Below are 25,438 nucleotides of genomic sequence, written 5' to 3' on the forward strand. Positions count from 1 at the left end.
ATGTTATTGCATAAAAGGGCCCCAGGAGGGTTCGCGAACTTCCCCTCCTCGAACCTGAAGAATCTGCCGGGTTTGCCCGTCCACCGAGACTGCCGCGAGAACCTTTCGGCCCCCTGACTGCGTTGCATAAAGAATGTACTTGCCGTTCGCGGCAAAACTCGGTGACTCGTCGTGGCTGGTGTCGGTCAGAGCCGTAACATCGCCAGTGCTCATATCCTGCACGCTCAGCTTGAATCCGCCACCCTGACGCGCGATGAACGCGAGCAACTTGCCGTCGGGACTGATTCGCGGGCTGACGTTGTAACTCCCCTTGAAGGTCACGCGCTGCGCGCCGCCTTCACTCTCGCCACCAGCCGGCATCTTGTAGATTTGCGGACCACCTCCACGATCGCTCGTGAAGTAAATCCATTTGCCGTCCGGGGAATACTGCGGTTCGGTGTCGATCGCGCCGCTGCGCGACAGACGTTTGAGGCCACCGCCATTGGCGTTGACCTGATAGATCTGCGTGTTGCCGTCGCGCGAGAGGGCCACGGCCAGCTTGGTGCCGTCCGGCGACCACGACGGTGCCGAGTTGTTGCCTTTCTCGTTCGCGAGCACGGCACGGCGGCCGCTCGGCAGATCGTGGATGTACACGACCGGCTTGCGCTTCTCGAAGGAGACGTAAGCGACCTTGGTGCCGTCCGGCGACCAGGCCGGCGAGATGATCGGCTCGCGGCTGTTCAGGGCGACGCGTGCATCCTGACCGTCCGAGTCGGAAATCTGAAGCTGGTAGTTCGGGCCGTTGTGCAGCACGTACGACAGACGCGTGGCAAACACGCCGCGATCGCCCAGCAACTTCTGGTAGATGTAGTCGGCGATCTTGTGTGCGGTCAGACGCAGGTTGGCTTGCGACGACGTCAGCGCCAGACCGCCGAGCGGCTGGCCATTCACGGCATCGTAAAGACGGAAGCTGACCTGGAAGTTGCCGTTGCCTGCCGGGGCGATGGTGCCGGAGACGAAAGCGTTTGCACCCTTGGCGCGCCACGTACCGAGATCGACCGAATCGTCCACACCGACGGTGGCGCCACCCGTATCGATCTGATTGAAGCGACCGCTATTGCTCAGGTCGGCCTTGACGACGGCGACGATATCCGTCGGCGCCGTGCCTTTGAAAGTCGACACGGCGATCGGGTAACGGTTGGAGCCGACGCCCGTAATGTCGACGGTCAGCGGTGTCTGCGCATGGGCGATCGTGCAAGCCGCGGTGAGCCAGGTGGCCACCAGCGCACGCCATGCATATTGACTGGAAATTCGCATGCGTTCGATTGGTCAGTTACGCGTTGCAAGGGCCATTTTTACCACATTCGAATGAAAATGGACTCGCATCGCTCGGTTTTCGTTCCCGTTTGACAACACACTCAGTTTTTTGGACTGAAGCGCAGGTTGACGGTCGGGGGGGCTTTGCCGTTCGTGTCGCGCGGCAACGGATCGGATTTGGTGATGGCGGCCTGTACGGCGGCGTCCCACGCGGGGTTGCCGCTCGACTTGGCCAACTGCATCGACAGTACGCTGCCATCCGGTGCCAGACGTACCGTCACGACCGCCGTGGGATTGCCCTCGGTGTCGCCACCATAAGCGATATTCGGCTTGACCTTGGCGCGCACCCGGTCGGCGTAACCCGCCGATGCCGTGCCGCCGGCGCCCGAGCCGGTACCGCCCGCCTGCGAGCCCAGACCGTTGCCGGTCGCGCCCGGAGTGCCTCCTGCCATGCCGCGCAACGAGGCCAGACGATCGGCGCGTGCCGCATCCGCCGCCTTCTGCGCAGCCGCTTCCTTCGCAGCCTTGGCCTTGGCCGCCTTGTCTTCCGCAGCCTTCTTCTCGGCATCCGCTTTCTTCTGCGCGTCTGCCAATTGTTGCTGCTTCAGTTGTTCGGCCTTCTTGGCGTCTTCTTCCTTCTGACGTTTCTGTTCGTCAGCCTTCTTCTGATCGGCCAGCTTCTGCTGGCGTGCCGCGTCGTCTGCCGCCTTCTTGCGCGCGAGTTCGGCAGCCGCCTGCTGCTCGGCAAGTTGCTTCTGCTTGAGTGCTTCCTGACGCGCCTTCTCCTGCTGCGCTTCGAGCAGACGCGCCTGTTCGGCGGCTTGCTGTTCCTGCTTGCGCTTTTTCTGCTGGAGGGCGATGTCGGCGTCTTCGGCCGGTGGCGTGGGGGCGGCCACGGCCGGCGGGGCCGGGGTGGGCGGCGGCGTCACGACGGGCGGTGTGGGTTCGGCCACTTCGGTCGGCGTCCACAATTCCGCTTCGGAACCGGCGGGCGAGCTGTTCTGCCAGCGCATGCCGTAGAAGAGCAGGGCGAACAGCAGCGCATGCATGAACAGCGCGAGAAGGAATGCCCGTCCCGTGCCGCGCTCATCTTTGCGCGGACCGATGGGACGGTCGGAGCGAGCTACAGTGCGACTCATTTCTGCTTGACGAGCAGGCCCACGCGTTTCACGCCCTGAGCCTTGAGATCGGACATCACGTTCATGACGATTTCGTACCGCACCGACTTGTCGGCGGCGATGACGACCGGCTGATCCGGATTCGCCGCCTGACGGCCTTGCAGGAAACCGGTCAGATCGCCCGCGCTCATGCGTTGCTCGATGGTGTTTTCACCATCCTTGTAACGCACCAGCATGCGATTGTCCGCTTCGATATTGACGACCACCGGCGGCGTCTGCTGCTGCGGGCTCGCATTGGCGACGCTCGGCAGATTGACGATCGACGGCGCGACCAGCGGGGCAGCCACCATGAAGATGACGAGCAGCACCAGCATCACGTCGATGTACGGTACGACGTTGATGTCCGCCATGGCGCGACGGCCGCGGCGAGCGTTGCGCATAGAACCTGCCATGTCTCGGCGCTCCCGGAATGCTTAGTGAATCTGCCGTTGCAGGATGTTGGAGAATTCTTCGACGAAACTCTCGAAGCGGATCGACAGCCGGTCGATGTCGGTGGCGAAGCGGTTGTAGGCAACCACGGCAGGGATAGCGGCGAACAGACCGATGGCAGTTGCCACCAGCGCTTCCGCGATACCCGGCGCCACGTTGGCGAGCGTTGCCTGTTGCACGTTCGAGAGGCCGCGGAAAGCGTTCATGATACCCCACACCGTACCGAACAGACCAATGTATGGGCTGACCGAACCGACCGACGCGAGGAACGGCAGATTCGCTTCGAGCGAGTCCATTTCACGTTGATAGCAAGCCCGCATGGCGCGGCGCGCACCGTCCAGAATGGCATGCGGATCGTTCAGACCTTTCTCGCTCGCCTTGATGTATTCGCGCATGCCCGATTCGAAGATGCGTTCCAGCGCACCGGTCTGGTGACGGTTGTTCAGCGCGCTTTGATACAGCGCCTGAAGATCGCCGCCGGACCAGAAGTCGCGCTCGAAGCGCTCGGTCTGAGCACGCGCGCGACGGATCGCGAAGATCTTGCGGAAGATGTGCGTCCACGAGAGCAGCGAGAGCAGCAGCAGCAGGCCCATGACTGCCTGGGCGAGCACGCTGGCATGCATGACCAGCGAAATGATGGAAAGGTCTTGATCGGGCATGGTGTGGTTATTGACTGACCGGAATTATTGTCCTGGCTTCAGGCGGCTGCCGATCGGGCAGCTGCATCCGCTAAGGCTTGAGCCGTCCTGGCTGCCGATTGCATGGCGAGGCGCACGTGCGCGGGAATCTTGCCGGGGCGCAACGTGTCTGCGGCCACGCAGCCGATTTTGATGCTGCCGCGCGCCAACAGTTCGCTGCTGCCGTCGGGGGCGTCGCGCCAGGCTTCCTGAAGGAAGTCGACGGAGGCGCCACCAATACGTTCGATGCGGCTCTTGATGACGACGAGATCGTCGAGCCGGGCAGGGCTCAGGTAATCGAGTGCCGTGGCGCGCACAATAAAGATCATTCCGGTATTGCGGGCCAGTTCAAGTTGCTCGATGCCAAGCGAACGGAGCCACTCGGTTCGGGCCCGTTCGAAGAATTTCAGATAGTTGGCGTAGAAGACGACGCCTCCGGCGTCCGTGTCCTCGTAGTAAACGCGAATTGACCAACAGGTATCAAAATCAGCCATGCCGCGCATTGTATCGGAACGCAGCGGTAACGCCAGTCACGGAAACACAATTTTTCAAACAGGCCGGACCCCCTGATTGTTACGAGCGATTATTGGATGTCGTCCGGACGGTCCGGTTAAGCACCAAACTGGGGCGAAATCGTCGCGATGCCCCGTGTGGCGGGGGATGGCGCTAGCGTGCGGGCGGTGGCCGTCTCTATAATGACGGCTCGCAAGCCCCCTGTATTTCAGACAAGACCGCCGTGTGCGCACGCCTGCACTGCGTGCCCTCCGGTCGCTCATAGTGAACCAACCTGCGAGGCCCTTGAATTGACTTCCCCCACAACGCAATCTTCCGCTGCCTCCGCTGCTACCCCCGCCTCTATCTCCCTTCGCGTCGCCTTCCTCGGTCTGGGCGTGATGGGATACCCGATGGCTGGCCATCTGCAACGTGCCGGTCACTCGGTGACGGTCTATAACCGTACGGCGGCCAAGGCGCAGCAATGGGCCAAGGAGTACGGCGGCAATGCAGCAGCCACGCCCGCCGAGGCCGTGCGCGACGCCGACATCGTCGCCGCTTGCGTGGGCAACGACGACGACCTGCGCAGCATCGTGCTCGGCGAGCACGGCGCATTCGCGGGCATGAAGGCGGACGCCGTCTTCGTCGATCACACCACCGCCTCGGCCGATGTGGCGCGCGAGCTCTACGCCGTCGCGCGCGAGAAGGGCCTGCATTTCGTCGACGCCCCGGTCTCCGGCGGCGAAGCCGGCGCCAAGAACGGCGTGCTGACGATCATGTGCGGCGGCGACGCCCCGGCATTCGATCGCGTGTCCGCCACGCTCGGCGCCTACGGTCGTGCCGTCACGCGCATCGGCGAAGCCGGAGCCGGTCAGTTGGCCAAAATGGTCAACCAGATTTGTATTGCAGGACTGGTGCAAGGGTTGTCAGAAGCCATCAACTTCGGTCAGCGCGCCGGGCTGGACATGCCGCTCGTGCTCGACGTCATTAATAAGGGCGCAGCCGCCAGCTGGCAGATGGACAATCGCGGCCAGACGATGATCGACGGCAAGTTCGATTACGGCTTCGCGGTGGACTGGATGCGCAAGGACCTCGGGCTGTGTCTGGCGGAAGCGCAGCGCAACGGCGTTTCGCTGCCGGTCACGGCGCTCGTCGACCAGTTCTATGGCGACGTTCAGGCACTGGGCGGTTCGCGCTGGGACACGTCCAGCCTGATCCACCGTCTGCGCGTGTTGTCGGGCAAGGCGTAACGGTCAGGGGGCAGGGCGTCCCGGTTCGGGCGTCCGGTGCTGCTGCGCTACCAAGCTTCTGTGGGGACGATTTGTGACGCTGGTCGCAGGCCGTCCCGGGCGCGCCATCCCCCCGGTCTCTGGCCGTTGGTATGAAATATCAGGCATCTCTCCGGGTTTATCTCCAATCGTCTGAATAGAAGATTGGCACTAGAATGCGGAAAACGGGACGTCGCGGCGCGACGGCACGGCGACGTGGAGGCTTGGGAGCGGGCTGGCGCGGTGGCGTGTCGATGTGGGACTGGAGGGAGCCGCCGCGAGCGATAACGATCTAGAACACAACTCGAACCCGAGACCCAACCGGCATGAGCAATCAGTCGAACGCCGCGGCCGTCCGCGCATTTCGTATTCTCGAAATCCTCAGCGCCTCAGGCGCCCCGATGACACTCGCGGAGATCGTCGCCGCGATCGGTCTGCCCAAGCAGACAGTGCATCGCATTCTCAAACAACTCGAAGCCGCGTGGCTCGTGACTCGTGAAGCAGGCAGCCGACATTACGAGCCGTCGTCGCGTGTGCGCGCCATGGCCATCAATGCGCTGATGCACGTGGGGCCGGCGGCGGCGCGCCATGCCGTGCTTCAGCAACTGGTCGACAAGCTCGGCGAGACCTGCAATCTGTCGATGCTGTCGGGCGACGACCTCGTCTATCTCGATCGCGTGGAGACCGACTGGTCGCGTCAGCTCAAGCTCTCGCCCGGCTCGCGCGTGCCGCTGCACTGCACCGCCAGCGGCAAGCTGTTGCTGGCGTTCCTGCCCAGAGCGCGACGTGAGAAGCTGATTGCGCACCTGCCGCTGCGTCCCCGCGCGGAGAACACGATCACCGATCTGGAGGATCTGCGCGAGGAACTCGTCGAGACGCGCAAGCGCCGTGTGGGCACCAATAACGAAGAGCACGTGCCGGGCATGATCGCCGTTGCGGTGCCGGTGATGCTCGACCGCAACCGCGCATGTGCGGCCATCGCCGTGCAGGCCAGCGCGCAACACTGCACGCTCGAACAGCTCATGACGTTCCTGCCCGAACTTCAGCGTGCCGCCGAGACCATGGCGGCGACCTTCAACGAGTAATCGTCCGCGTGCAGGCAGGGGCAGGGCGTCGCTTACCTCGCTTACCTCGCTTACCTCGCTTACCTCGCTTACGTCGCTTATTGCCCTGCGCTGCTGGCGGCCTCCGGCACCGATGCCGGTGACGGCACGCCCGGCGCGAGCGCCTCGAACATCTGCTCAAGCTGCTTGGCCCCCTGCGCCGACTCGGCACGCATGCGCGGGCCGATAAAGACCGGATCGAGGATCAGAAACAGCAGATTCGGGGTGCGATACATGAAGTCGCGCTTGAAGCGCGTGCCCGTGCCGTCCGGCGTCAGCGTGTAGCGCACGGCACCCGACGGCCGTCGATTGACCTCACCCTCGATGCGCCATTCGAACGGCGGCTTTGCCTCCACGACCTTCCAGTGAAGGATGCCGTGACGTCCCGCGAGCCGGAATTCTTCTGCGACTTCTTCCCCGACCGTCAGCGGATGATCGGTCATGCCTTGCACGGCAAGCGATGCCGGATGCCATTTCGGCCAGTTCGCCGGTGTCGTCACGTAGTCGTAGACGGCTTGCGGCGGGGCGCGCAGCGTGACCACGGTGACGACATGCGTCTGGCGCTCGAACGGCAGAGGCAACAAAGACAGCAGGGCGACGATGGCCACCGCCCCGAGCAGGAACAGGAAGACTCGCTTCATCGGCGCGCGCTCACGCACCGGGAGGCGAATCGAGTTCGACATCGACCATCAGGTCGTCGGCCAGGCTTTCCAGAACCTCACGCAATGCATCGGTGCTTACGCTCGCAGGCACGTGCAGGCGCGCCGTCGCACGAAACAGTGTGCCGCCGGACATCGAGCCCTCGACACACTCTGTGGCGAGTTCGTCGATGGAGATGCCGCGCGTGAACAACACGTGTGAGATTTCCTTGACGATGCCCGGATGGTCCTGTCCGACCAGATCGAGCTGAAGCGCGCGCGCGCCCGGATCGGCGGCGGCGCTTTGCGCGTGGGTGACGGAGATTTGCAGGCCGTGCGTCTCAAGCGCGTGCATCGCTTTAGTGAGCGCTTCGGTCTGCTCGTCGGGAACCTGAAGATGGATGATGCCGGCGAATTGGCCCGCAAGATTGGCGAGACGGCTTTCCAGCCAGTTGGCGCCGACGGCGGTGGCGCGATCGGCGATCGCATTGACCAGACCCGGGCGATCCGGACCGATCACGTTGAGAATCAGGGACGTCGTCATCACAGGCTCCATCGACACTGAGGGGCAAGAGGCGGCGCATGCCGCGCGCTCGTGATTCAGGATGTGCCGGTCGTGGTCCCTGACGTCGTGGCGATTCAAGGTGAGCCGACCGATACGTTGCGCGCAGCAGGCTCAAGTGTAGTGCAATCGCGGGGTGCGCCGCTACGGCGGGCAATGCCGGATGCGAGAGGACGTTGAAGGGACGGGCTGGCGGTGGCGTATGGGCAGGGGAGAACGGCGAATCAAGGACGATCCGCCGCCATCGCGAGTAAGGCGATAACGGTCGCGTCGTCCGTCTGTGCGAAGTCGCTGTATGCCACGCTGACCGCATAGAACGGCTGCGGTGTTTCCAGACAGACGACGGCGTCGGCCAGCGGGCTCAGACGTGCGATGGCGTCGCGCGCACCCACCGGTGCGCAAGCTACGAGCGGCGTTGCGCCCAGTCGTCGCATCGCGCGCAACGCCGCTGTCATCGTGGCACCCGTCGCGATGCCGTCGTCGACGATGACGACGGGGCGACCCATGACGTGTGGTGCGCCGCGTCCCGGTGTATAGGCCTGACGCCGCTGCTGAATCAACGCTCGCTGGCGGGCGCTCTCATGCGAGAGATACGTACCGGTTGCGCCGAGCGAGAGCGCATGATCGGCAAGAAAGATGCCGCCGAATTCGTCGACTGCGCCGACCGCGAGTTCGGCCTGATGGGGCGCTCGCAGCTTGTGCGCGAGCAACACGTCGAGCGTGCCGTTCAACTGGCGCGCGATCGGCATGGCGACCGGCACACCGCCACGCGGGATGGCGAGCACCAGGGGAGGTGCGCAGCGCGACAGCAACGCGTGCGTGGCGAGCACTTCGGCCAGCGCATTGCCTGCGGCGGCACGATCGAGAAACGAGGCTACGGCAGACATGGCAAGGGCGCGGGGGCGAGCCCGGCAGGCGACGGGAATCATCCCATCGTAACGCCGGGGCCTGATGCTCGTTTGCATCGAATGTGTCCGCGCGCGCGTACTTTCACGCGTTGCGACGGACATTGTCTGTGCGACGTCCGTCTTAACGCGCCAGCAGTTCGGGCACCGTGCCGACGAGCAGCGTCACGCCGGAGCAGGCCAGCAGCGCCAGCACCATGCGCCGGAACATGTGGTCGGAGAGGAACTTGTAAGCCCACGCGCCCGCGAGCGTCGGCAGGATCATCGACGGTACGACAATCGCGAACGCGTGCAGTGTCTGCGCGGTGATCACACCATGCACGGCGTAAAGCGTGATGGTGAGCGTGTGCATGACGATGAAGAAGATCTGCATGACGGCGCGCTGCATGTCCTTGTCCCATCCGCGCAGCGTGCACCACAGCGTGGGCACCACGCCGACGAGCCCTCCGATGCCACCCATCACGCCGCCGATGAAACCGACGACGCCGTCGGCCGCCCGGCCGCCGTGCGCAATGCGTGGCAGGTGCGCCGCGAGCAACAGGATTGAACAATAGATGACAAGGATGGCGCCGATGCCCGCCCGAAACCACACCGGATCGAGGTAGCGCAGAATCCACACGCCAACCGGCACGCCCACCAGTCCGCACAATACGAACGGCGCAAGACGCGCCAGCGGCACCGCCCGGCGCACGGTGCGCAACGCGAGGATCTGGCCGACGAGCGAGCAGAAGGCGGCGAGCGGACCTGCCAGCGTGGGCGGCAACGACCACGCCCAGAACGAAAGCGCTACCAGACTGAACGCAAAGCCGGACAAGCCCTGGACGAAGCCGCCGATGCAGGCACCGGCGATGAGCGGGAGGAGGGGAAGCAGTGGATCGGCGGTCATGTTTTTAGTTTTCCGCCGACATTATGCGGCGATCCCGTGCGCAGATGCACGGGGTCGTGGCATTCGGTAGGCGCTGCTGTCCGCGCTGTCGTACGCCCGGTTCAGGCGCGATGGCCTGCCTGCCAGTGCTGCCAGCCCATGACGAAGAGCGAGCCGACGGCAATACCGAGTGCGGCCCCGGCAAGCGCGTCGCTCGTCCAATGATAGGCGGCGGCGAGTTGTCCGAAGGCCGTCAGTGCAATGGCGATGGCGCACGGTACGCGAAGCACGCGATGACGCAGGGCGAGCACGGTCGTGAACGCGAGGATCACGGTGAGGTGACCGGAGGGAAACGATGCGAAGGCGGCGCTGTTGCCGCCAAAGAGCCGGAATTCGAAAACGCCGTCTCGCAAATACGACGGATTCTCATGGATCCACGTGGCGGGCCAGGTGCGTCCGAAGACGAATTTCAGCGCTTGCTTGGCCAGACTGCCAACGCCGACAGCGCCCGCCGCGAGCCACAACGTGACCGCCCACGACGGCAGCTTGCGGCGGAAGAACAACACCGCGCCGACGATCAGAAACGTCGGCCACGCCAGCACGAACAGCGGCGAGGGCAACTCTGCGATGTGCTGAATCCAGCGAGTGCCTTGTGTGTGCATATGGGCGAAGTCGACGACAGGGCGGTCGACCCAGGGAATCGCGACGAGCGCGAGCAGCAGGCAGGCCAGTGCGCTGAACCACGCGGTGCGCAGGCAAGGCGTCGAAGTGGCAGGGGTGGCCGAGGTGGTGGGGGCGGCGTTCGGAGCGAGTTCGGTCATGACGCGATTTCGGAGAAGAGGGGGCAACCGCCGGAAGTCGGGCGCAATCGGCGCTGAGCGACGTTCGGCGAGATCGCGTCATGGTAGTCGCCATTGGAGTCGCGGAGACGGGCTCGTCCCAAAAGCGGGGTATTCACGCGGCGTTGAGCGGCGTTCGGTACGCGAACCCGCCGACGTACCTCATTGAAGGCTGTTGGCGTTCGCGACCGGCGCGTCGGCCGTCTGCCGGGGGGAGACCGCGATGGCGAGGCTCGACCCCGGAGCTTGCCCGGAAGCGATGGCGGTTTGATGACGATCAGGACGCTGGCGTTGCAACCGTGACATGCTCCGATCTCTTGAGAATCAAAGATTTTTTTGCGGCGAACCGGGGCAACGTCCTACAATCGTCCCCTACGTAATGGTTGGGAATGATCGGAAATTGTCGGCGGTGGATGGTCTGTCCGCATGACGATACCGAGAGAAAGACGGACCGTCCCGGCGCAGCGCAGGCACGGTCTGAGCATGGTCGAGGTACGGCAGTCAGTTCGCTCGTCAAAACAAAATCAAAATTGCATGCGGGGGCAGTAGTGAATCGGGGATTCGAGAGCATCATCGATCGGCTGGCGCGCGAGTTCTGGCGCGCAGCGCACACGCGCGAACAGCAGCACGCACAATCGCAGGCGCGCTCGCTGGCGGAAGTCCGCGCGCTGGATCAGGCGCAACGTGCCTGGGAAGAAGCACCGGCCGCCGACCCGGTCGCAAGCGAGCGCTTGCGGCTGGCATGGCGACAGGCGGACGCCGCCGCGCAGGGTGCGCGCGCGAAGTTCGAAGTGGCGCGACTGGAGCGCCTGCTTGCCGATGGGCTCGCCCGCGACTTGCGCATTCCTCCGGCCGATCTGCGCGCGCGCAATACGCCTCCCGTGCTCGATACGCGACATTTGCCGAAGATTCTGGCGAAGCCCGAGTGGGAGACGTTCGCACCCGAGAAGCCGGGGCGACTGGCGCTGGCAATGCCCGGCGCGTCCGGACGCTATGAGCAGACCGTCGCCAAGGCGCGCAGCGAGTTTGTCCATGCGGAGCGCGAATACGAAGCCTCGAAGATTCGCCGGACCCAGGGGTCGATGATCCTTCAGATCGCCCAACAAAAGGCGACGGAAGCGGCGCGCGCCGAGAGCACCCGTCACAACGCGGCCGTGGCCGATTTCGAAGGCGCGCTGCTACGCGGGGAGGCCGCTGCCGTGACGGGGTACGCGCGCATCGTGCTCAGCCGCAGTCCCTATCCGGAAGCGTTCCAGCAAACGCTCGCCGCACATTACGTCGAGAACCTCAAGCTGTTGGCCATCGGGTACGACGTGCCGACGCTCGACGCTGCCGTGCCGACGGCGCTCGACTATCACTACAACGCGGCGGAAGACGCTGTGCAAGGTACGCCCGCTGGTGACGCCATTCGTGCACAGGCCTACGCCGGTGCGCTGCAACAGATTGTGTTGCGTTCGTTGCATGAGTTGTTCGCCGCCGATCCGCTGCGGCACGTGGGGGCCGTCGTTCTCAACCTCTATGCGAATGATGGCGACGCGCGCATCTGTCTTGCGAGCGTACATGCGGCCCGCGCCGATTTCGCGGCGCTCGTGCTGAGCGAAGGTGACGCCACCACGCATCTGGCGGCGCTCGGTGCGCGCGTGTCGGCACGACCCGACGCGCTGCAGCCGGTAACGCCGGTGGCAGGTGTCGATATGACGCAAGTCATCACCGATGCCGATGTGGCCGTCGACCGCCGCTTCAATCTGATGACGCTCAGCGACAAGGACTTCACCCAGGTGATGTTCCATCTGTTGCGCTCGCATGGTTTCGAAGGCCCGCCGCTGGTGCCCGGCGAACAGGAAGGCATGCTGACGTGCCGCGCATGGGACCCGCATCCGATTTTCGGCGGCGACGTCGTCGTCCACATCTTCCGCGAGATGGATCGCAACGCACGGCTGGAACTGACGGCGGCGCGCGCAATGCTCTCCGAGATGCAACAGATCGGCGCTGCGCGCGGCATGCTGATCACCACCGGCGAGTTCGACGACGGCGTCGAGGAGTTCGCGCGCGACCGTCGCATCGAGCTGCTCTCCGGACATCATCTCGTCTTCCTGCTCAAGGAAAATGCCGGTGTCGACGCCAGTGTCGTCGTGCCGGAAACCGTGGATACGACTGCGGCGCTGTTCTGAGGCGCACGGGACGTGTGAAAGACCGTGGGAGATGGCCTGTTATAGTGGCTCGACCTGACCCCACGTCATTCACATCCCGGAGGATCGTATGTCCCGACGCATGGAATGCAAGGCAAGCCCCGTAACGACAGCGGGCCTGAAACGATGGGCTGGTGCGGGCGCCGCGAGCGTCGCACTGGTGATGGCAGTCGGCATGCCGATGGCCGCCTATGCGCAAATCGGCAACCTGATGGACGCCGTTGGCGGCGGGAACTCGGGCGGTGGCAATACGGGCGGTCTGGCGGGCAGCCTCGGCGGCCTGGCGTCGGGCGGGGGCGGCTCGCTCACATCGAGCAGCATCGGCAATGCGACCGGTGTGCTCCAGTTCTGCATCAAGAACAACTATCTGGGCGGCGCAAATCTGAATTCGGCGACGGACGTGAAGGACAAGCTGCTCGGCAAGATCGGCACGCAGTCCGGTTCGCCTGCCGCCAGCCCCGGCTATCTCGACGGCGCGAAGGGGCTGCTGTCGTCGCCCGACGGCAAGACCGTCGATCTGAACGGCGGTGGCCTCAAAGAACAACTCACCCGCAAGGTCTGCGACAAGGTGCTCGATCAGGCCAAGTCGTTCCTTTGACCGTTCCACGCATCGTTGGAACGGATGCCTGACGGGCGGCGAATGCCCTCCGTCAGGTCGCTTTTCGACACTCGAGCGTGGCATCAAAAAAATCATCGATATTGGGTCTTGGCCCAGAGCCACGCGTGGACGTACGCTTAGCGTCATTCCAACCCCACCCCCATGTCCGGAGTCATCGATGTATCAGCCCGCCGCCTTCACCGAAGATCGCTCTGAAGTCCTGCACGATCTCATTCGTACGCATCCGCTCGGGTTGCTCGTGAGCGCCGGTGCGCAGGGGCTGATCGCCGATTCGATTCCGTTTCTGATGTATGCCGACGAAGGTGAGTTCGGGACGCTGCGCGGGCATCTGGCACGCGCTAATCCGCATGGACCGGCACTGCGCGATGTGGACGATTGCCTGATCGCATTCACGGGGCCTCAGGGGTACATCACGCCCTCGTGGTACGCCGCCAAGGCCGAGCACGGCAAGGTCGTGCCGACGTGGAATTACGCAGCTGTGCACGTATGGGGCAAGCCACGCGTGATCGACGACGCGGCCTGGCTGCGGCGACTGGTCGGTGACCTGACGAACTCGCAGGAGCTGCGCCTTCCCGCACCGTGGGCGGTCGAGGATGCCCCGGAGGACTTCATCGACGGCATGCTGCGCGCCATTGTGGGTGTGGAGATTCCGATTCGTCGCATCGAGGGCAAATTCAAGATGTCGCAGAACCGCGCGATGCCCGACCGTGTCGGCGTGGTGAACGGTCTGCGTGCACTGGGGCCGGACAGCGAGGCCTTGGCGGCGCTCGTCGCGCAGCGTGGCGACGTGGCTGACGCCTGACCGGACCGCTCGCGCCGCCAGGCTCGGTAACGAAACGAAACAATTCAGTGCGCCGGGGATGGGTTTTGTACGGACATCCCCGCATACAATGCGGCAACCCAACCCGGATGCCGCAATGAAGACGCTGCTTCTCATGCTCGCGTTGATGCTCTGCCTGCTCTTCCTTGAGCAGGCCTGGATGCCGAGCGCACAGGCGGACGAATGTGACAATCTCGGCCCCGCCCAGACATTGCAATGCGCCGCTTACGGCGCGGGGAACGTCGTCCCCGAATAGCCGTTCATCCGCTACAATCGCACCCCCTTACGTCTTCCCCAAAGCAGTGCGATGAAGCAGTCTCGATGGACGGTCACCGCAGTGCGCGCAAGCCGCTTGCGCGCGATGGCCGGGCAGTTGGCAATCTCTCTCTCCCTTTCTTCCGTATTCGCTATCGGGGCTGTTGCTGCGGTCGTGGCGTTCCCGAACGCGGCCAATGCTGCGGTATCGGCGTGTGGCGATCACTACTGGTCTGGCACGGCCCCCGACATCACCAACAGCGCCATGACGCGTGCCGCACGCGAGGTGTGCTTCAGTGCGTTCGGCGTGATGCACTCGGGCGTGACGCGCACACCGCTCTGGTCCGCCGAACATCTCACCCGCGCCGGGCTGAGCGACGCTCGCCAGATCTCGCGCGTGAACAACTTCCACGCCGAGTCGCAACTGCCTGCGAGCGAACGCGCCGAGTTGCGCGATTACGTGCGCTCTGGCTACGACCGTGGGCACATGGCACCTTCCGCCGACATGCCGGACTCGCGGGCACAGTCCGAAAGTTTTTCGCTGTCGAACATGGTGCCGCAGAACAGCGAGAACAATCGCTATTTGTGGGCGGGCATCGAGTCGAGCGTGCGTAAGCTCGCGCAGGACCGGGGCGAATTGTTCGTGATCACCGGACCGCTTTTCAAGGGCAAGACGATCACGCAAGTGGGTGACCGGGTGATGGTGCCCACGCAGCTCTTCAAGGTCGTCTACGACCCGAAGCGCAAGCAGGCGGGCGCGTATCTGGTGGCGAACGAGGCGACGGGCGACTATTCGGTCGTGAGCGTGGCCGAACTTGAAAAACTCGCCGGAATCGACTTCTTCCCCGGCATGCCCGCGAGCGTTAAAAGCACGGCGATGTCGCTGCCTAAACCCAAGGCGGCGGGCGGTGGCAGCAAGCGAAAACGCGAGCAGGACGTGCCGACGTACCGCGAAGTGCAGACGGTGCTCGACTTCTTGCGTACGATCATCCGTTAAGCTCACCGACAGCATTTGGGATATCCCCCGGATGTTGTCGTGCGTTGACCCTCAACCGGTTTTACGACTGATTTCCCCCGATTCAGGAGTCCTCATGACGTCATCGTCTTCCGCCAATGACCGCTTCTCGCCGTTCGCCAACGATGCCGATGCCCTCTCGCTCGGCGAGCTGAGCGTCGAAAACCATAAGGATCACGTGGTGATCTTCGGCAATCTGGAGTTGCGCCGCGATGCCGAAGGGTTGCGTCACGCGCGGGTGCTCAAAGCGGTGCTGGATGCCGTGGTGAACGAGCTTGCCGACGCCGACTTGCCCGCGCATGCCGAATCACCGGCAGGGACCACAGAGAAACAGGTCAAAAACCCGTTTGAATCTTGATGGGAATGGGGGGAGTCGAGCGCCGGGCAGATCGCTTCCCCCGGATTTACCCCAGATTTGTCGTTTATTTAAAAAATCGATGTTGCGCCGCACGAAACGCGGTGCGCGATCCCTATTTCCCAGTGAGTCCTGTGTCGCTGCGGCACCGATTGCCCGAGTGTGACCTGCGACAGGCTCGCGTGTGTCGCAGTCAGAAAATCAGTGGATTCCACGGTTCATGCGGGTTGCGCGACAACTTGTCGCACCTGCGACATTCTGTCGCATTGACACGTCGGGCCAAAAAACTCGAATCGCGTCATTGTGACGGTATTCGGTGTCGCACTTTCCCGTCTCGAAAACCATACGAATCAACCGTTTGGCTTGCGGCGACGCAGCACGGATGAGGGGTTTACCGTTCGCAGACAAAGCGCATACTAGCCCTGCGTCTCGTCGATTCCGATAGCGAGAATCGATGACCGGCAAGGCTACGAGCACTAAACAACGCGAGGTAACTTATGCACATCCGTTGGAAAAAAGTGTATTCGAGTGGGTGGGGAACGATTCATCACGATGCACCCCGTTCCCATCGCAGCGCTAGTGAGCGCGAGCAACTCTTTCAACGCCTGTTGGCAATCGCGATCGCCTGTAGTGTCGGCGGATTCGTGCTGTTGTCAGTAGGGGCGGCCTTCCTGGGACGCTAAAGTCACATTCCCCTTCCTTTTCGTGCGCGGCACCGCCTCCGGCGGATCGCCGCGCTACGTTGCCTTCAGCCATCGGGACTGACAAGCCTCCGGCTTTCTCCACCATTGTCGCGGCGCTTTACCGCTGGCCGATGCGTTTTGACGCGCACGTTCAATCGCCCGATTCGAACGACCGCTTGTCCCCTCATTGAAACGTTTTGTTACAAGCGCGCAGTGTCTGCGTAAAAGCCGTTCCGGCACAATTCTCCTAAGTCTTCACAATTCCCCCGTTAAATCCATTCCGTGCACCACGTTTAAGCGTGCGTGAGATCGCTTCGGACGTTGATAACCATCGTCGATGACGTGGTCTCTCGTGGCTTTGGCGTCGCATTATGCGAGTTCACGCTATTGCAATTCCTAAAGAATAGTGCGATCTTCAAGCGACGGCGCGGTGTCGGAATTTTAGGAAGATTCCAAGGTATTTCATGCTATGGAATGTGCCCGGATTTATCCGAATTGTCTTGCGCCTCAAAACTTTCGATAAAGAAGAAAAGAACAAGCAGTGCGGGCCGGTTTGATCGATTTGTGAGGTGCGCCATGGAAATTCGCTGGGAAAAGCTTTATTCGGGCGGATTGGGTCGTTTCTACGACACGTCGGAATCCAGCCGTCGTCGTGCGCGGCGTGCGCAGCTGGCTTGGTTCGGCGTGGTCATCTCGATTGGTGTCGCCATCGGCGCCATCGCCATTGCATGGCGTTGGATCTGATGTCGACCCACGGAAAGCGGCACGCGGGGATTTCAGGCTTGCTGGTGCTTCTCGCCTTCGCGGCGAGTGGCACGTTGCACGCGCAAACACCGTCAACGCCTACGGAGCCGCTCGACAACAGCGGTCAGCCGTGCGGCGCGATTCGCGCGCTGCCGGCGAACGTCACCGGCTATCGCTACGAAGTCACGAATCGCTGCGAGCGCCAGGTGACCTATTACTGGCGTTGCAGCGCGGCCGATACCGAGCATTCGGTCGACGTGCCGGGCAGAGGCCTGCAAACCGTCACATGCGTGAAGGCCAGCGGGGCTGCTGGCGAGATCGTGTTCCGGTTCGGGCCGCCGGGCTCGGGCAATTGAATGGCGTGAACTTCGGCCACCGAAGCGGTGCGGAATGGCTATCATGACGCCATACGGCCAGCGCGCGTCCGACTGATTTTCGATCGTCTCGAACCCACGGTGCAGGATCTGGCTGCACTGACGGGCCGCCCGGATGGCACGTGGCGCGGCACGTCACTGACATACGACATCCCCAAGGACTCCCCCATGAACGACATCGTCACCCCGACTCAGCCGTCGCTCGACACGGCCGCATTGCGTGAATTCGTCGAACGCAAGTGGAACGACGAAATCCTGCATGCGCTCACCGACTACATTGCGGTACCGGCCAAAAGCCCCGGCTTCGACGCCGACTGGGCGCGCAACGGCTACATCGATCGCGTGGTGCGCGACGCCGCTCAGTGGGCGGAGCGTCAGCCTGTCAAGGGCCTCAAGCTTGAAGTGATTCGTCTGGAAGGCCGCACGCCGGTGATCTTCTTCGAAGTGCCAGCCACGCGTTCGGGCAGCACCGAGACCATCGTGCTGTACGGCCACCTCGACAAGCAGCCCGAGTTCGACGGCTGGCGCAAGGACCTCGGGCCGTGGACGCCGAAGTTCGAAGACGGCAAGCTCTACGGCCGTGGCGGTGCGGACGACGGCTACGCCATTTATTCCAGCGTGACGGCGCTTGCCGCGCTCGACGCGCAGGGCGTGGAGCGTCCGCGCTGCGTCGGTCTCATCGAGACCTGCGAAGAATCGGGCAGCTACGATTTGCTGCCGTACGTCGACGCGTTGCGCGACCGCCTCGGTCGCGTGAGTCTCGTCGTCTGTCTCGATTCCGGTGCAGGCAACTACGACCAACTGTGGCTCACGACGTCGCTGCGCGGCCTGATCTCGGGCAGTCTCGAAGTGCAGGTGCTCGACGAGGGCATCCACTCGGGCGGTTACGGTGGAATTGCACCGTCGAGCTTCCGCATCATGCGTCAGCTGTTTGAACGGCTCGAGGATGCGGGCAGCGGCAATGTGCTGCCGAAGGGGTTTCATAGCCCGATTCCGCTGCAACGTCTGAAGGAGGCCGAAGCCACCGCACACATTCTTGGCGACGACGTCTGGAAGAAGATGCCGTGGGCCTGCGGTCAGGACGGCCTGTCTGTGCTGCCGACCACGACCGATCCGAAGGAGGCGCTGCTCAATTCGACTTGGCGTCCGTCGCTGTCGGTGACGGGGGCGGCCGGTCTGCCCGCGCTGGCCGACGCCGGTAACGTGCTGCGTCCGCGCACGGCCTTCAAGCTGTCGTTGCGCCTGCCGCCACTCATCGATGCCGCGCAGGCGGTGCAAGAACTCAAGGCATTGCTCGAAGTCGACCCGCCGTACAACGCGAAGGTGACGTTCAAGTCGGACGCAGGCGCGGCTTCCGGCTGGAACGCGCCCGATGTCGCACCGTGGCTCACGTCGGCGCTGAACACGGCGTCGCAACGCCACTACGGTGAGGACGTCGCCTATATCGGGCAGGGCGGCACGATCCCGCTGATGAACACGCTGCAAGCCGGTTTCCCGACGGCGCAGTTCATGGTGTGTGGCGTGCTCGGACCGAAGTCCAACGCGCACGGACCGAACGAGTTCCTGCACGTGCCGTACGCGAAGAAGCTGACGGCGGCCGTGGCCGAGGTGATCGCGCTGGCGCCGTAAGCGGTCTTCGCAGCTCGCTCGCAACGCAAAACGGGTCGCATCAAGCGACCCGTTTTTTATGGATGTGACGCGTCGTCAGATCCGATGCGTTGCCGCTTCCATCACCTGCACGCCGCGCATGAAGTCGTCGAGTTCCATACTCTCGGCCGGATTGTGCGAGCCGTTGGCGTTGCGCACGAACACCATGCCGCTTGGGATACCTGCGTTGGCGAAGATGGCGGCGTCGTGTCCGGCACCGCTCGGCACACGCTCCTGAGGCAGATCGAACACCCGGCAGGCGTCTTCGAGCAGCGAAGACACATGCTTGTCCATGACGGCCGGTGCCGACGCCAACCGTCGGTCGAAGACGAACTTCACGCCCCGGTCGCGCTCGATGGCGTGGCATTCGGTGCGCATCAGCTCATAGAAAACGTCGAGCGTATCGAGACTCTGGCTGCGCACTTCCAGACTGAAATCGACCTTGCCCGGGATGCGCGAGATCGCGTGCTCGGCGGGATCGGTGCCGACGATGCCGGTGGTGACCACCATGTCGATACCGCGCTCGAGCAATGCACGCCAGTGCTCGTCGAGCCGCGTAATGAGATCGGCCACGGCAAACATCGCGTCGTGGCGCAGCCAGCGCGGCACCGCGCCCGAGTGTCCGGCCTCGCCGACACACGTCACGCGGTTGTGACGCACATTGCCGCGAATGCCCGGCACGATCGCCACGGGCATGTTGCGCGCAATCATCACCGGACCTTGTTCGATGTGAAGCTCCAGCCATGCCTTAGCGCGTGACGCGTCGAAGAGCATCTCACCTTCGCGAATAGCGTCGACGTCCGCACCGGCCTGCGCCATGCACTCGCCTAGCGAGCGGCCGTTGCTGCGATGCGGCATGGCGAGATCGGCGTCGGTCAGCTTGCCGAACAACGCACTCGATCCCATGTAGGCGCGGCCGAACCATGCGCTTTCTTCGCCACGCAGCGCGAGCACGCGTACCGGTGTCGCAGTGTGTCGCTGGCTGCGTTTTTGTTCGACGAGGCACAGCAGACCTGCGACGATGCCCGCAAGACCGTCGTAGTTGCCACCTTGCGGGACGGAGTCGAGATGTGAGCCGATCCATGTGGCCGGGGTGTTGCCGTCGTCCTCCGGCAACGCGAAGACGAGATTGGCGGCGCGGTCGCGTGTGACGCTCAGGCCTTGGTGACCTGCCCATTCCGTCAGGTAGGCTGCGGCGGCATTCTCGCCGTCGCCATAGCTGTCGCGGGAGATACCGACGCCGTCGTTACCAAGACGGCGCAGGTCGGTGAAGAGTTGCTCGGCCAGCGGGGCCAGCGCGTTCAGTTCCATGAGTGTGCTTCTTTTCGCGTGATGCAATGTAGGGTCTGTGAACAGACCCTAAGAGTTACGGGACAAATCAGCCGGACTGCTGTGCAAAGCGCAGCCAACGGTCGGACAGTTGTGCGTCGAGCGCGACAGCACCGGTGAGCGTTGCAATGCGCTCGACATCGTTTGCGTCGCAGTACGCGGCGAGCCCGTCGACGATACGACCCATGACCGCCGGATCACGGAACGACGCCGTGCCGACCTGCACGGCCGTCGCCCCGGCAAGCATGAATTCCACGGCGTCGTCGGCCGTCTCGATGCCACCACAGCCGATGATCGGGATGCGCACGGCGCGATGGCACTGATGCACGAGTCGCACGGCGAGCGGTTTGATTGCCGGGCCGGAGAGACCACCCATCACGTTGCCGAGCTTCGGCTTGCGGGTGCGCACGTCGATGGCCATGCCGAGGACCGTGTTGCCCATGACGATGGCGTCGGCACCGGCATCTTCGGCGGCACGCGCGATCAACGCGATCTGACCGGCGTTCGGTGTGAGCTTCACCCACAACGGGTGCGACGTGCGACGCCGGATCGCGCTCACGGCCTTGTACGTGCTCTCGGCCTGCATCGCGAAGGCCATGCCGTCTGCTTCGAGATTTGGGCACGAGATGTTGGCTTCGATGGCAGCGACCTCCGGCAGCGACAGCGTCTCGCACGCTTCGCCGAACGACTCGGCGGTGTCGGCCGACACTGAGACCACGACCGGTGTGTCGAAGCGCGTGTAGGCAGGCAACACGTCGCGGCGATAGGCGTCGAGTCCTTTGCTCGGAATGCCGATGGAGTTGAGCATGCCGCTGGCGGTCTCGGCCACGCGCGGCGTCGGGTTGCCTGCCCGCGCGTCGGGCGACACGCTTTTGACGACTAGCGCGCCAAGACGATTCAGATCGAGCGCCTCGGCATACTCGACAGCGAAGCAGCCCGACGCGGGCATCACGGGATTGCGCAGCGTGAGCGAACCGATGCGAACGGAAAGATCAGCCAAAATCCACCTCCCCGACGACGTCGCGAATGGCAAACACGGGGCCTTCACGGCACACGCGCAGGAATTGCTTGTCGCCGTCGCAATCGAACAGCCGCACACACGACAGGCAAACGCCCATGCCACAGGCCATGCGTTGCTCCATTGCGACTTCGCCCGTGATCTCCGGGTGTGCGGCCAGCACGCGCTGAAGCAGCATCAGCAGACGATGTGAGCCGCAGGTGTACACCGCGTCGTGGGGGGCTGCGGCGAGCAGGGCGCGGATGCGCGGCTCAAGCGCTGCGACTGCTGATGAGCCATCACTGTCGAACACGCAATGCACGTCGGCCAGTGCACGGGCTTCGGGCGAGCGCAGAAACTCGTCGCGCATCAGATCGGCTTCGCTGCGCGCCGACATCACGACCGTCAGTCGCAGACCGGCCGCAGCGGCGCGTTGCACCAGCGGCGCCATCGTCGCCAGACCGACGCCACGGGCGACGACCATCACGCGCTGCCATTGCGTGTCGAGTGTGAACGTATTGCCGAGCGGGCCGACGATGTCGAGCGAGGCGCCTTCGGTCAGCGTGGCGAGTGCGCGGGTGCCGACGCCCGTCACGTTGTAAAGAAACTCGATGGTGTCCGGCTCGGGGCCGGTGCCGTAGACGCTCATCGGACGCAGCAGGAACGGCGCTTCGCTCTCCGTCACCGGACACTTCAACTGATAGAACTGCCCGGGGCGCGTGGTGAGCGCGACGGGGGCATCCGCCTGCAAGCGCAGATAGCGATAACGCGCGTTGACGGCGTGATGCGTGAGTACCCGGCAGTGATGCGTGGCGACGATGTGCCCGGCGGGCGATGCGCACGTGGCAGCGTCTGGCTGCGCCTCATGAGCTTCATGCCCATCATGCGAATGGCACGTCGGCGAAGGCACCCGCGCCAATGGGCGGGGGACGTTGTTGGGCGTCAGAGAGACGACGGACATGGATGGGGGCTCCGGATAGTGGGGGCGAGGGCTTGCCGAGTACGAGGCAAGCGTTATTCGAGTTCGGTGCCTTTGAGTTCGGGAATCAGGAAGCGCGTGGCGATCATGTCGAGCACGTACAGGCTCGCGAGCAGCGCGATGGCAATCTGGAAGGAGTAACGTGCGGCGAGTGCACCGACCACGAGCGGGCCGAGGCCGCCGATGGCGCGTCCGATGTTCCACAGCACGTTCTGCGCCGTCGCGCGTGCTGCCGTGGGATACGCCTCGGACATCAGCGTGCCGTAGCCGCCGACCATGCCGTTGACGAACATCCCCATGAACGCACCGGCGAAGAGCATGACACCCGGATCGGTCAGCTGCGAATAGACGATCACCATGACCACTGCGCCCGCCTGATACAGCAAGAAGGTGGGACGGCGCCCGATGCGGTCGGCCAGTTGCCCGAAGGCCCATACGCCAAACATCATGCCGATGACCGTTGCGGCGGTCCAAAGGCCGGACTTCGTCAGCGAGAAGCCGAGCTTCTGCGAGAGGAACGTCGGCAGCCAGATCATGATGCCGTAGTAGCCGAAGTTCTGAACCGAACACAGAATCACGATGCCGAGGCTCACGCGCGTGGTACGGGCATCCTTCACGAGCAGACGAAACGCATTTGAGCTGCCGTGCTTTTGCGTCTTGTCCCGGCGCACGAACACTTCCGGCTCATGCAGCTTGTTGCGCAACACCCAGGCGACAAGCGCAGGCAGAACACCCACGACGAACATGCCGCGCCAGCCGATGTACATCAGCAACAGCGGCGTGAGCAACGCGGCAGCAAGCACGCCTGTCTGCCAACCGAGTGCGACGTAAGACGACACGCGTGCGCGCTTGGACGCTGGCCATGCTTCTGCTGCGAGCGCCATGCCGATGCCGAACTCGCCGCCGAGGCCGATACCGGCAATCGTGCGATACACCAGCAGATCCCAGAAGCCCTGCGCCAGCGCACACAGGCCGGTGAAGACCGCAAACAACAGAATCGTCCACGTCAGCATGCGCACGCGGCCGTAACGATCCGAAAGCGCGCCGAACAGAATGCCGCCTGCCACAGCGCCGATCAGCGTCCACGTGACGAGCGCACCGGCTTGCCCCGCCGTGAGGTGCAGACCGATCGTGATCGCCGGCAGCATGAAGCCGAGAATCAGTAGGTCGAAGCCGTCCATCGCATAGCCGATGGCAGAACCCGCCAGCGCCTTCCATGCGTAAGGGGTGACGGTGTCGTCACCGGTGTTGGGCGAGGCGCTCGCGTGTTCTCTACGCGATGAATTCAGGTTGGCTTCCATGATCGGTTCCCGTGGGAGGCGAATGCCGTGGCGATCGATTGCGCCGTCGCATTCGTCAGATTGTCTATATTTTTAGACGATCAAGTGAAAAAAACGCGTGACGTCACGCGTAGACCTCGGTCGTCAGCTGGGCCGCGAACTGATTGAGCGAAGCGAGAAAGCTGGCGTCGGAAGCGGCGGCAGCGTCGCGCAACATCGTCGCGGACGTTTTACTGCGGGTCAGAAAGGCGTGGAACGTTTCCCCGTTGATGGCAATGCCGGACTGCCTTTCTACGAAAGCCTGAGCGGCCTGTGCAAGCAGCAGCAACGCGGCGGATTCGCGCGTGGCGGTGCGCGACGCATTCAGACAGCGTGCCGCGAAATCTTCGATGTCGGACAGACCGACCGTGTCGCGCTGTAACCAGGCGCATGCGAGTTGCAGATCCATCGTGCTCTCCATCTGTCTAAATATTTAGACTAATCGAACATCAAAAGGCAGGCAAGACGAAAATAATCGGGGCTAACCCTGAGACGAAGGGGAGGTTCGGCGACAGCGCGCGAATCGGTTGTACGCCTGGCGCAGGAGGGGAGGCACTGACGAGCGGGGGCTCGACAGTGCCGACCGTTTCGCTGCGACGCTTTAGAAGCGCACGCGCATGCCTGCGCCGTACGTCTGGCCCGTCGACATATCGCTCATGTGGTCGTACTTGTAAGCGACGTAGACGTCGGTCCGCTTGGACAGCGGGTAGTCGTAGCCGAGCGCCCACGTGGTGCGGCGCTGGTTGTCGCCCGATCCGTTCGAGCCGGTGTAGGCCACCGACGCCAGTACGCTGCCCAGACCGAGCGGCACCGACGCGCCGAGCTGCCCCGTGTTCGCATGGAAGTTGCCGCTGGCGGCCTGACTCGCGACGAGCATGTACTGCGCGAAAAACTTCACCACGGCCAGATCGTACGAGAGGCCGACTTGCACGGTGTTCTGATTCGTCAGCCCGGTCACGCCCGGCAGTTGCGCGCCGAAGTCGCCCGGCGTGGCGCTGAAGTTCACGTACTGATAGTTCACGGCGGCGGCGAACGGGCCGTTGGCGTACGTGAGCGCAGCGGCCCACTTCTTCGCGCTGTGGTCCGTGGCGCTGTTGCCGGTGGCGTAGAGCAACGTGCCCGCCAGTCCTGCGTAGGACGGCGTGGTGTAGGCCACTGCGTTGTTCCAGGCCGAGTCACCCACCACGCCCTGCGTTCCCAGACCCTTGTAGGTGTGGAAGATCATCGGCGAGAAGGTGTACGAGTTGTTGAACGGGTTGAACTGGATCGTCGCCAGGTACATCGGCGTGGTGATGCGGCCGATACGGAAGGTGCCCAGTCGGGTATTGGACAGCCCGACGTAGGCGTTGCGCGAGAAGAAGCTATCGCCCGCGAAACGGCCGTAGGTGCCGTTGTTCGGCTGGAAGTAGCTCTCAAGCACGAAGAGCGCGCTATTGCCGCCGCCAAGGTCTTCCGTACCCGACAAGCCCCAGTACGACGTGGTCATGCCGCCGCCTTGCTGCACGGCGGCCGCGTTGCCGCCCGGGTTCTTGACCGAGCCGACGTAGGCGTCGGCCAAGCCGTAGAAGCTCACGCTCGACTGCGCATGTGCGGTGCTTGCGAGTGCCGCAGCGCCCAATGCAACCGAACCCAACGCGACGGCGCTGGCCTTGCGCGCGGCCCGAGTCGTCCCAAACACCTTTTGCCAGGTCTTCATCATTCCCTCTTTGTTTTGTATAAATTTCTGGACGGCGCGCAGGCTATCACCGCCAGCGCGTTGGGTCATCCCCGAAAAGCTGTCAGACCGTCTGCGAGTGACGGCATTCTCACGGCATGGGGGCACCGTGTCCCGAATCGTGCGGAAATCTAAAAAATTAGACAA

Annotated in this window: 27 protein-coding genes; 11 read left to right on the forward strand and 16 right to left on the reverse strand. The window is 63.6% G+C overall.

The genetic code is table 11. The features are described from left to right. Positions 1-3: 3 nt before the first annotated feature. The 5 genes from tolB to ybgC form a co-directional block, all read right to left on the reverse strand. A complete protein-coding gene (gene tolB, locus PCO31010_RS13300) occupies positions 4-1,296 on the reverse strand; it encodes a Tol-Pal system beta propeller repeat protein TolB (RefSeq protein WP_150664705.1) in 1,293 nt (430 codons plus the stop codon). Positions 1,297-1,397: 101 nt separating this feature from the next. Then, on the reverse strand, positions 1,398-2,435 hold the full coding sequence (gene tolA / locus PCO31010_RS13305) for a cell envelope integrity protein TolA (protein ID WP_150664706.1): 1,038 nt from the start codon (positions 2,433-2,435) through the stop codon (positions 1,398-1,400). Beyond that, positions 2,432-2,866: a protein TolR gene (gene tolR, locus PCO31010_RS13310; RefSeq protein ID WP_046291400.1), complete on the reverse strand. Its 435-nt coding sequence runs from the start codon at positions 2,864-2,866 to the stop codon at positions 2,432-2,434. The genes tolA and tolR overlap by 4 nt, the downstream gene beginning before the upstream one ends. 21 nt (positions 2,867-2,887) lie before the next feature. Beyond that, positions 2,888-3,562, reverse strand: coding sequence for a protein TolQ (gene tolQ, locus PCO31010_RS13315; RefSeq protein ID WP_039399508.1), 675 nt, complete (start codon positions 3,560-3,562; stop codon positions 2,888-2,890). A 38-nt stretch (positions 3,563-3,600) separates the two neighbouring features. After that, positions 3,601-4,083 (reverse strand): tol-pal system-associated acyl-CoA thioesterase, encoded by a 483-nt coding sequence (ybgC, locus tag PCO31010_RS13320; protein WP_150664707.1) that lies wholly within the window; start codon positions 4,081-4,083, stop codon positions 3,601-3,603. Positions 4,084-4,437: 354 nt separating this feature from the next. Here ybgC and PCO31010_RS13325 point away from each other — a divergent pair, with 354 nt between their 5' ends. Beyond that, positions 4,438-5,322, forward strand: a complete 885-nt coding sequence (locus tag PCO31010_RS13325; protein WP_281357738.1) for an NAD(P)-dependent oxidoreductase — start codon at positions 4,438-4,440, stop codon at positions 5,320-5,322. Positions 5,323-5,666: 344 nt separating this feature from the next. Further along, entirely contained in the window at positions 5,667-6,425 is a 759-nt protein-coding gene (locus tag PCO31010_RS13330; RefSeq protein ID WP_150664709.1) for an IclR family transcriptional regulator, read from the forward strand. A 77-nt stretch (positions 6,426-6,502) separates the two neighbouring features. Here PCO31010_RS13330 and PCO31010_RS13335 read toward each other — a convergent pair whose 3' ends face one another. The 5 genes from PCO31010_RS13335 to PCO31010_RS13355 form a co-directional block, all read right to left on the reverse strand. Continuing rightward, complete coding sequence (locus PCO31010_RS13335; protein ID WP_150664710.1) at positions 6,503-7,126, reverse strand: SRPBCC family protein; 624 nt, start codon at positions 7,124-7,126, stop codon at positions 6,503-6,505. Then, positions 7,095-7,625, reverse strand: a complete 531-nt coding sequence (locus PCO31010_RS13340) for a glycine cleavage system transcriptional repressor (protein ID WP_150664711.1) — start codon at positions 7,623-7,625, stop codon at positions 7,095-7,097. Before PCO31010_RS13340 ends, PCO31010_RS13335 begins: the two co-directional genes overlap by 32 nt. Positions 7,626-7,867: 242 nt before the next feature. After that, complete coding sequence (locus PCO31010_RS13345) at positions 7,868-8,530, reverse strand: phosphoribosyltransferase (RefSeq protein ID WP_150664712.1); 663 nt, start codon at positions 8,528-8,530, stop codon at positions 7,868-7,870. Positions 8,531-8,672: 142 nt separating this feature from the next. Beyond that, positions 8,673-9,434, reverse strand: coding sequence for a sulfite exporter TauE/SafE family protein (locus PCO31010_RS13350; protein ID WP_150664713.1), 762 nt, complete (start codon positions 9,432-9,434; stop codon positions 8,673-8,675). Between the two features lie 101 nt (positions 9,435-9,535). Beyond that, entirely contained in the window at positions 9,536-10,234 is a 699-nt protein-coding gene (locus PCO31010_RS13355) for a phosphatase PAP2 family protein (RefSeq protein ID WP_150664714.1), read from the reverse strand. A 566-nt stretch (positions 10,235-10,800) separates the two neighbouring features. Between PCO31010_RS13355 and PCO31010_RS13360 the strand changes: the two genes are divergently transcribed. From PCO31010_RS13360 to PCO31010_RS13395, 9 genes are all read left to right on the forward strand, one after another. Then, complete coding sequence (locus PCO31010_RS13360; RefSeq protein WP_174984715.1) at positions 10,801-12,423, forward strand: restriction endonuclease; 1,623 nt, start codon at positions 10,801-10,803, stop codon at positions 12,421-12,423. Between the two features lie 181 nt (positions 12,424-12,604). Next, on the forward strand, positions 12,605-13,039 hold the full coding sequence (locus tag PCO31010_RS13365) for a DUF2501 domain-containing protein (protein ID WP_373275396.1): 435 nt from the start codon (positions 12,605-12,607) through the stop codon (positions 13,037-13,039). A gap of 178 nt (positions 13,040-13,217) precedes the next feature. Continuing rightward, positions 13,218-13,862, forward strand: a complete 645-nt coding sequence (locus PCO31010_RS13370) for an FMN-binding negative transcriptional regulator (RefSeq protein WP_150664716.1) — start codon at positions 13,218-13,220, stop codon at positions 13,860-13,862. A gap of 115 nt (positions 13,863-13,977) precedes the next feature. After that, entirely contained in the window at positions 13,978-14,136 is a 159-nt protein-coding gene (locus PCO31010_RS26640; RefSeq protein ID WP_157127412.1) for a hypothetical protein, read from the forward strand. A gap of 51 nt (positions 14,137-14,187) precedes the next feature. Then, the gene (locus tag PCO31010_RS13375) at positions 14,188-15,132 is read left to right on the forward strand and encodes a DNA/RNA non-specific endonuclease (RefSeq protein WP_246184600.1); all 945 of its coding nucleotides are present in this window, start codon (positions 14,188-14,190) and stop codon (positions 15,130-15,132) included. A 94-nt stretch (positions 15,133-15,226) separates the two neighbouring features. After that, a complete protein-coding gene (locus tag PCO31010_RS13380) occupies positions 15,227-15,508 on the forward strand; it encodes a hypothetical protein (protein ID WP_150664717.1) in 282 nt (93 codons plus the stop codon). A 1,001-nt stretch (positions 15,509-16,509) separates the two neighbouring features. Further along, positions 16,510-16,932: a hypothetical protein gene (locus PCO31010_RS13385; protein ID WP_150664718.1), complete on the forward strand. Its 423-nt coding sequence runs from the start codon at positions 16,510-16,512 to the stop codon at positions 16,930-16,932. Next, a complete protein-coding gene (locus PCO31010_RS13390) occupies positions 16,932-17,288 on the forward strand; it encodes a hypothetical protein (RefSeq protein ID WP_150664719.1) in 357 nt (118 codons plus the stop codon). The genes PCO31010_RS13385 and PCO31010_RS13390 overlap by 1 nt, the downstream gene beginning before the upstream one ends. A 186-nt stretch (positions 17,289-17,474) precedes the next feature. Further along, positions 17,475-18,935 (forward strand): M20 family metallopeptidase, encoded by a 1,461-nt coding sequence (locus tag PCO31010_RS13395; RefSeq protein ID WP_039403732.1) that lies wholly within the window; start codon positions 17,475-17,477, stop codon positions 18,933-18,935. 75 nt (positions 18,936-19,010) lie between these two features. Here the strand turns inward: PCO31010_RS13395 and PCO31010_RS13400 are convergent, their stop codons facing one another. The 6 genes from PCO31010_RS13400 to PCO31010_RS13425 all read right to left on the reverse strand — a co-directional run bounded on the left by PCO31010_RS13400 (position 19,011) and on the right by PCO31010_RS13425 (position 25,276). Continuing rightward, entirely contained in the window at positions 19,011-20,264 is a 1,254-nt protein-coding gene (locus PCO31010_RS13400) for a hydantoinase/carbamoylase family amidase (protein WP_150664720.1), read from the reverse strand. Between the two features lie 67 nt (positions 20,265-20,331). Further along, on the reverse strand, positions 20,332-21,282 hold the full coding sequence (locus PCO31010_RS13405) for a dihydroorotate dehydrogenase (RefSeq protein ID WP_150664721.1): 951 nt from the start codon (positions 21,280-21,282) through the stop codon (positions 20,332-20,334). After that, a complete protein-coding gene (locus tag PCO31010_RS13410; protein WP_150664722.1) occupies positions 21,275-22,240 on the reverse strand; it encodes a dihydroorotate dehydrogenase electron transfer subunit in 966 nt (321 codons plus the stop codon). Before PCO31010_RS13410 ends, PCO31010_RS13405 begins: the two co-directional genes overlap by 8 nt. Before the next feature lie 53 nt (positions 22,241-22,293). Beyond that, positions 22,294-23,559, reverse strand: a complete 1,266-nt coding sequence (locus PCO31010_RS13415; protein WP_150664723.1) for an MFS transporter — start codon at positions 23,557-23,559, stop codon at positions 22,294-22,296. A gap of 103 nt (positions 23,560-23,662) precedes the next feature. Then, positions 23,663-23,986 carry a hypothetical protein gene (locus PCO31010_RS13420; RefSeq protein WP_150664724.1) on the reverse strand — a complete coding sequence of 108 codons (324 nt, stop codon included), beginning with the start codon at positions 23,984-23,986 and terminating at the stop codon, positions 23,663-23,665. Between the two features lie 192 nt (positions 23,987-24,178). Next, positions 24,179-25,276, reverse strand: coding sequence for a porin (locus PCO31010_RS13425; RefSeq protein WP_397281263.1), 1,098 nt, complete (start codon positions 25,274-25,276; stop codon positions 24,179-24,181). Positions 25,277-25,438 lie beyond the last annotated feature (162 nt).

Origin of the sequence: Pandoraea commovens (assembly GCF_902459615.1) — a bacterium.
GTDB classification, from domain to species: domain Bacteria; phylum Pseudomonadota; class Gammaproteobacteria; order Burkholderiales; family Burkholderiaceae; genus Pandoraea; species Pandoraea commovens.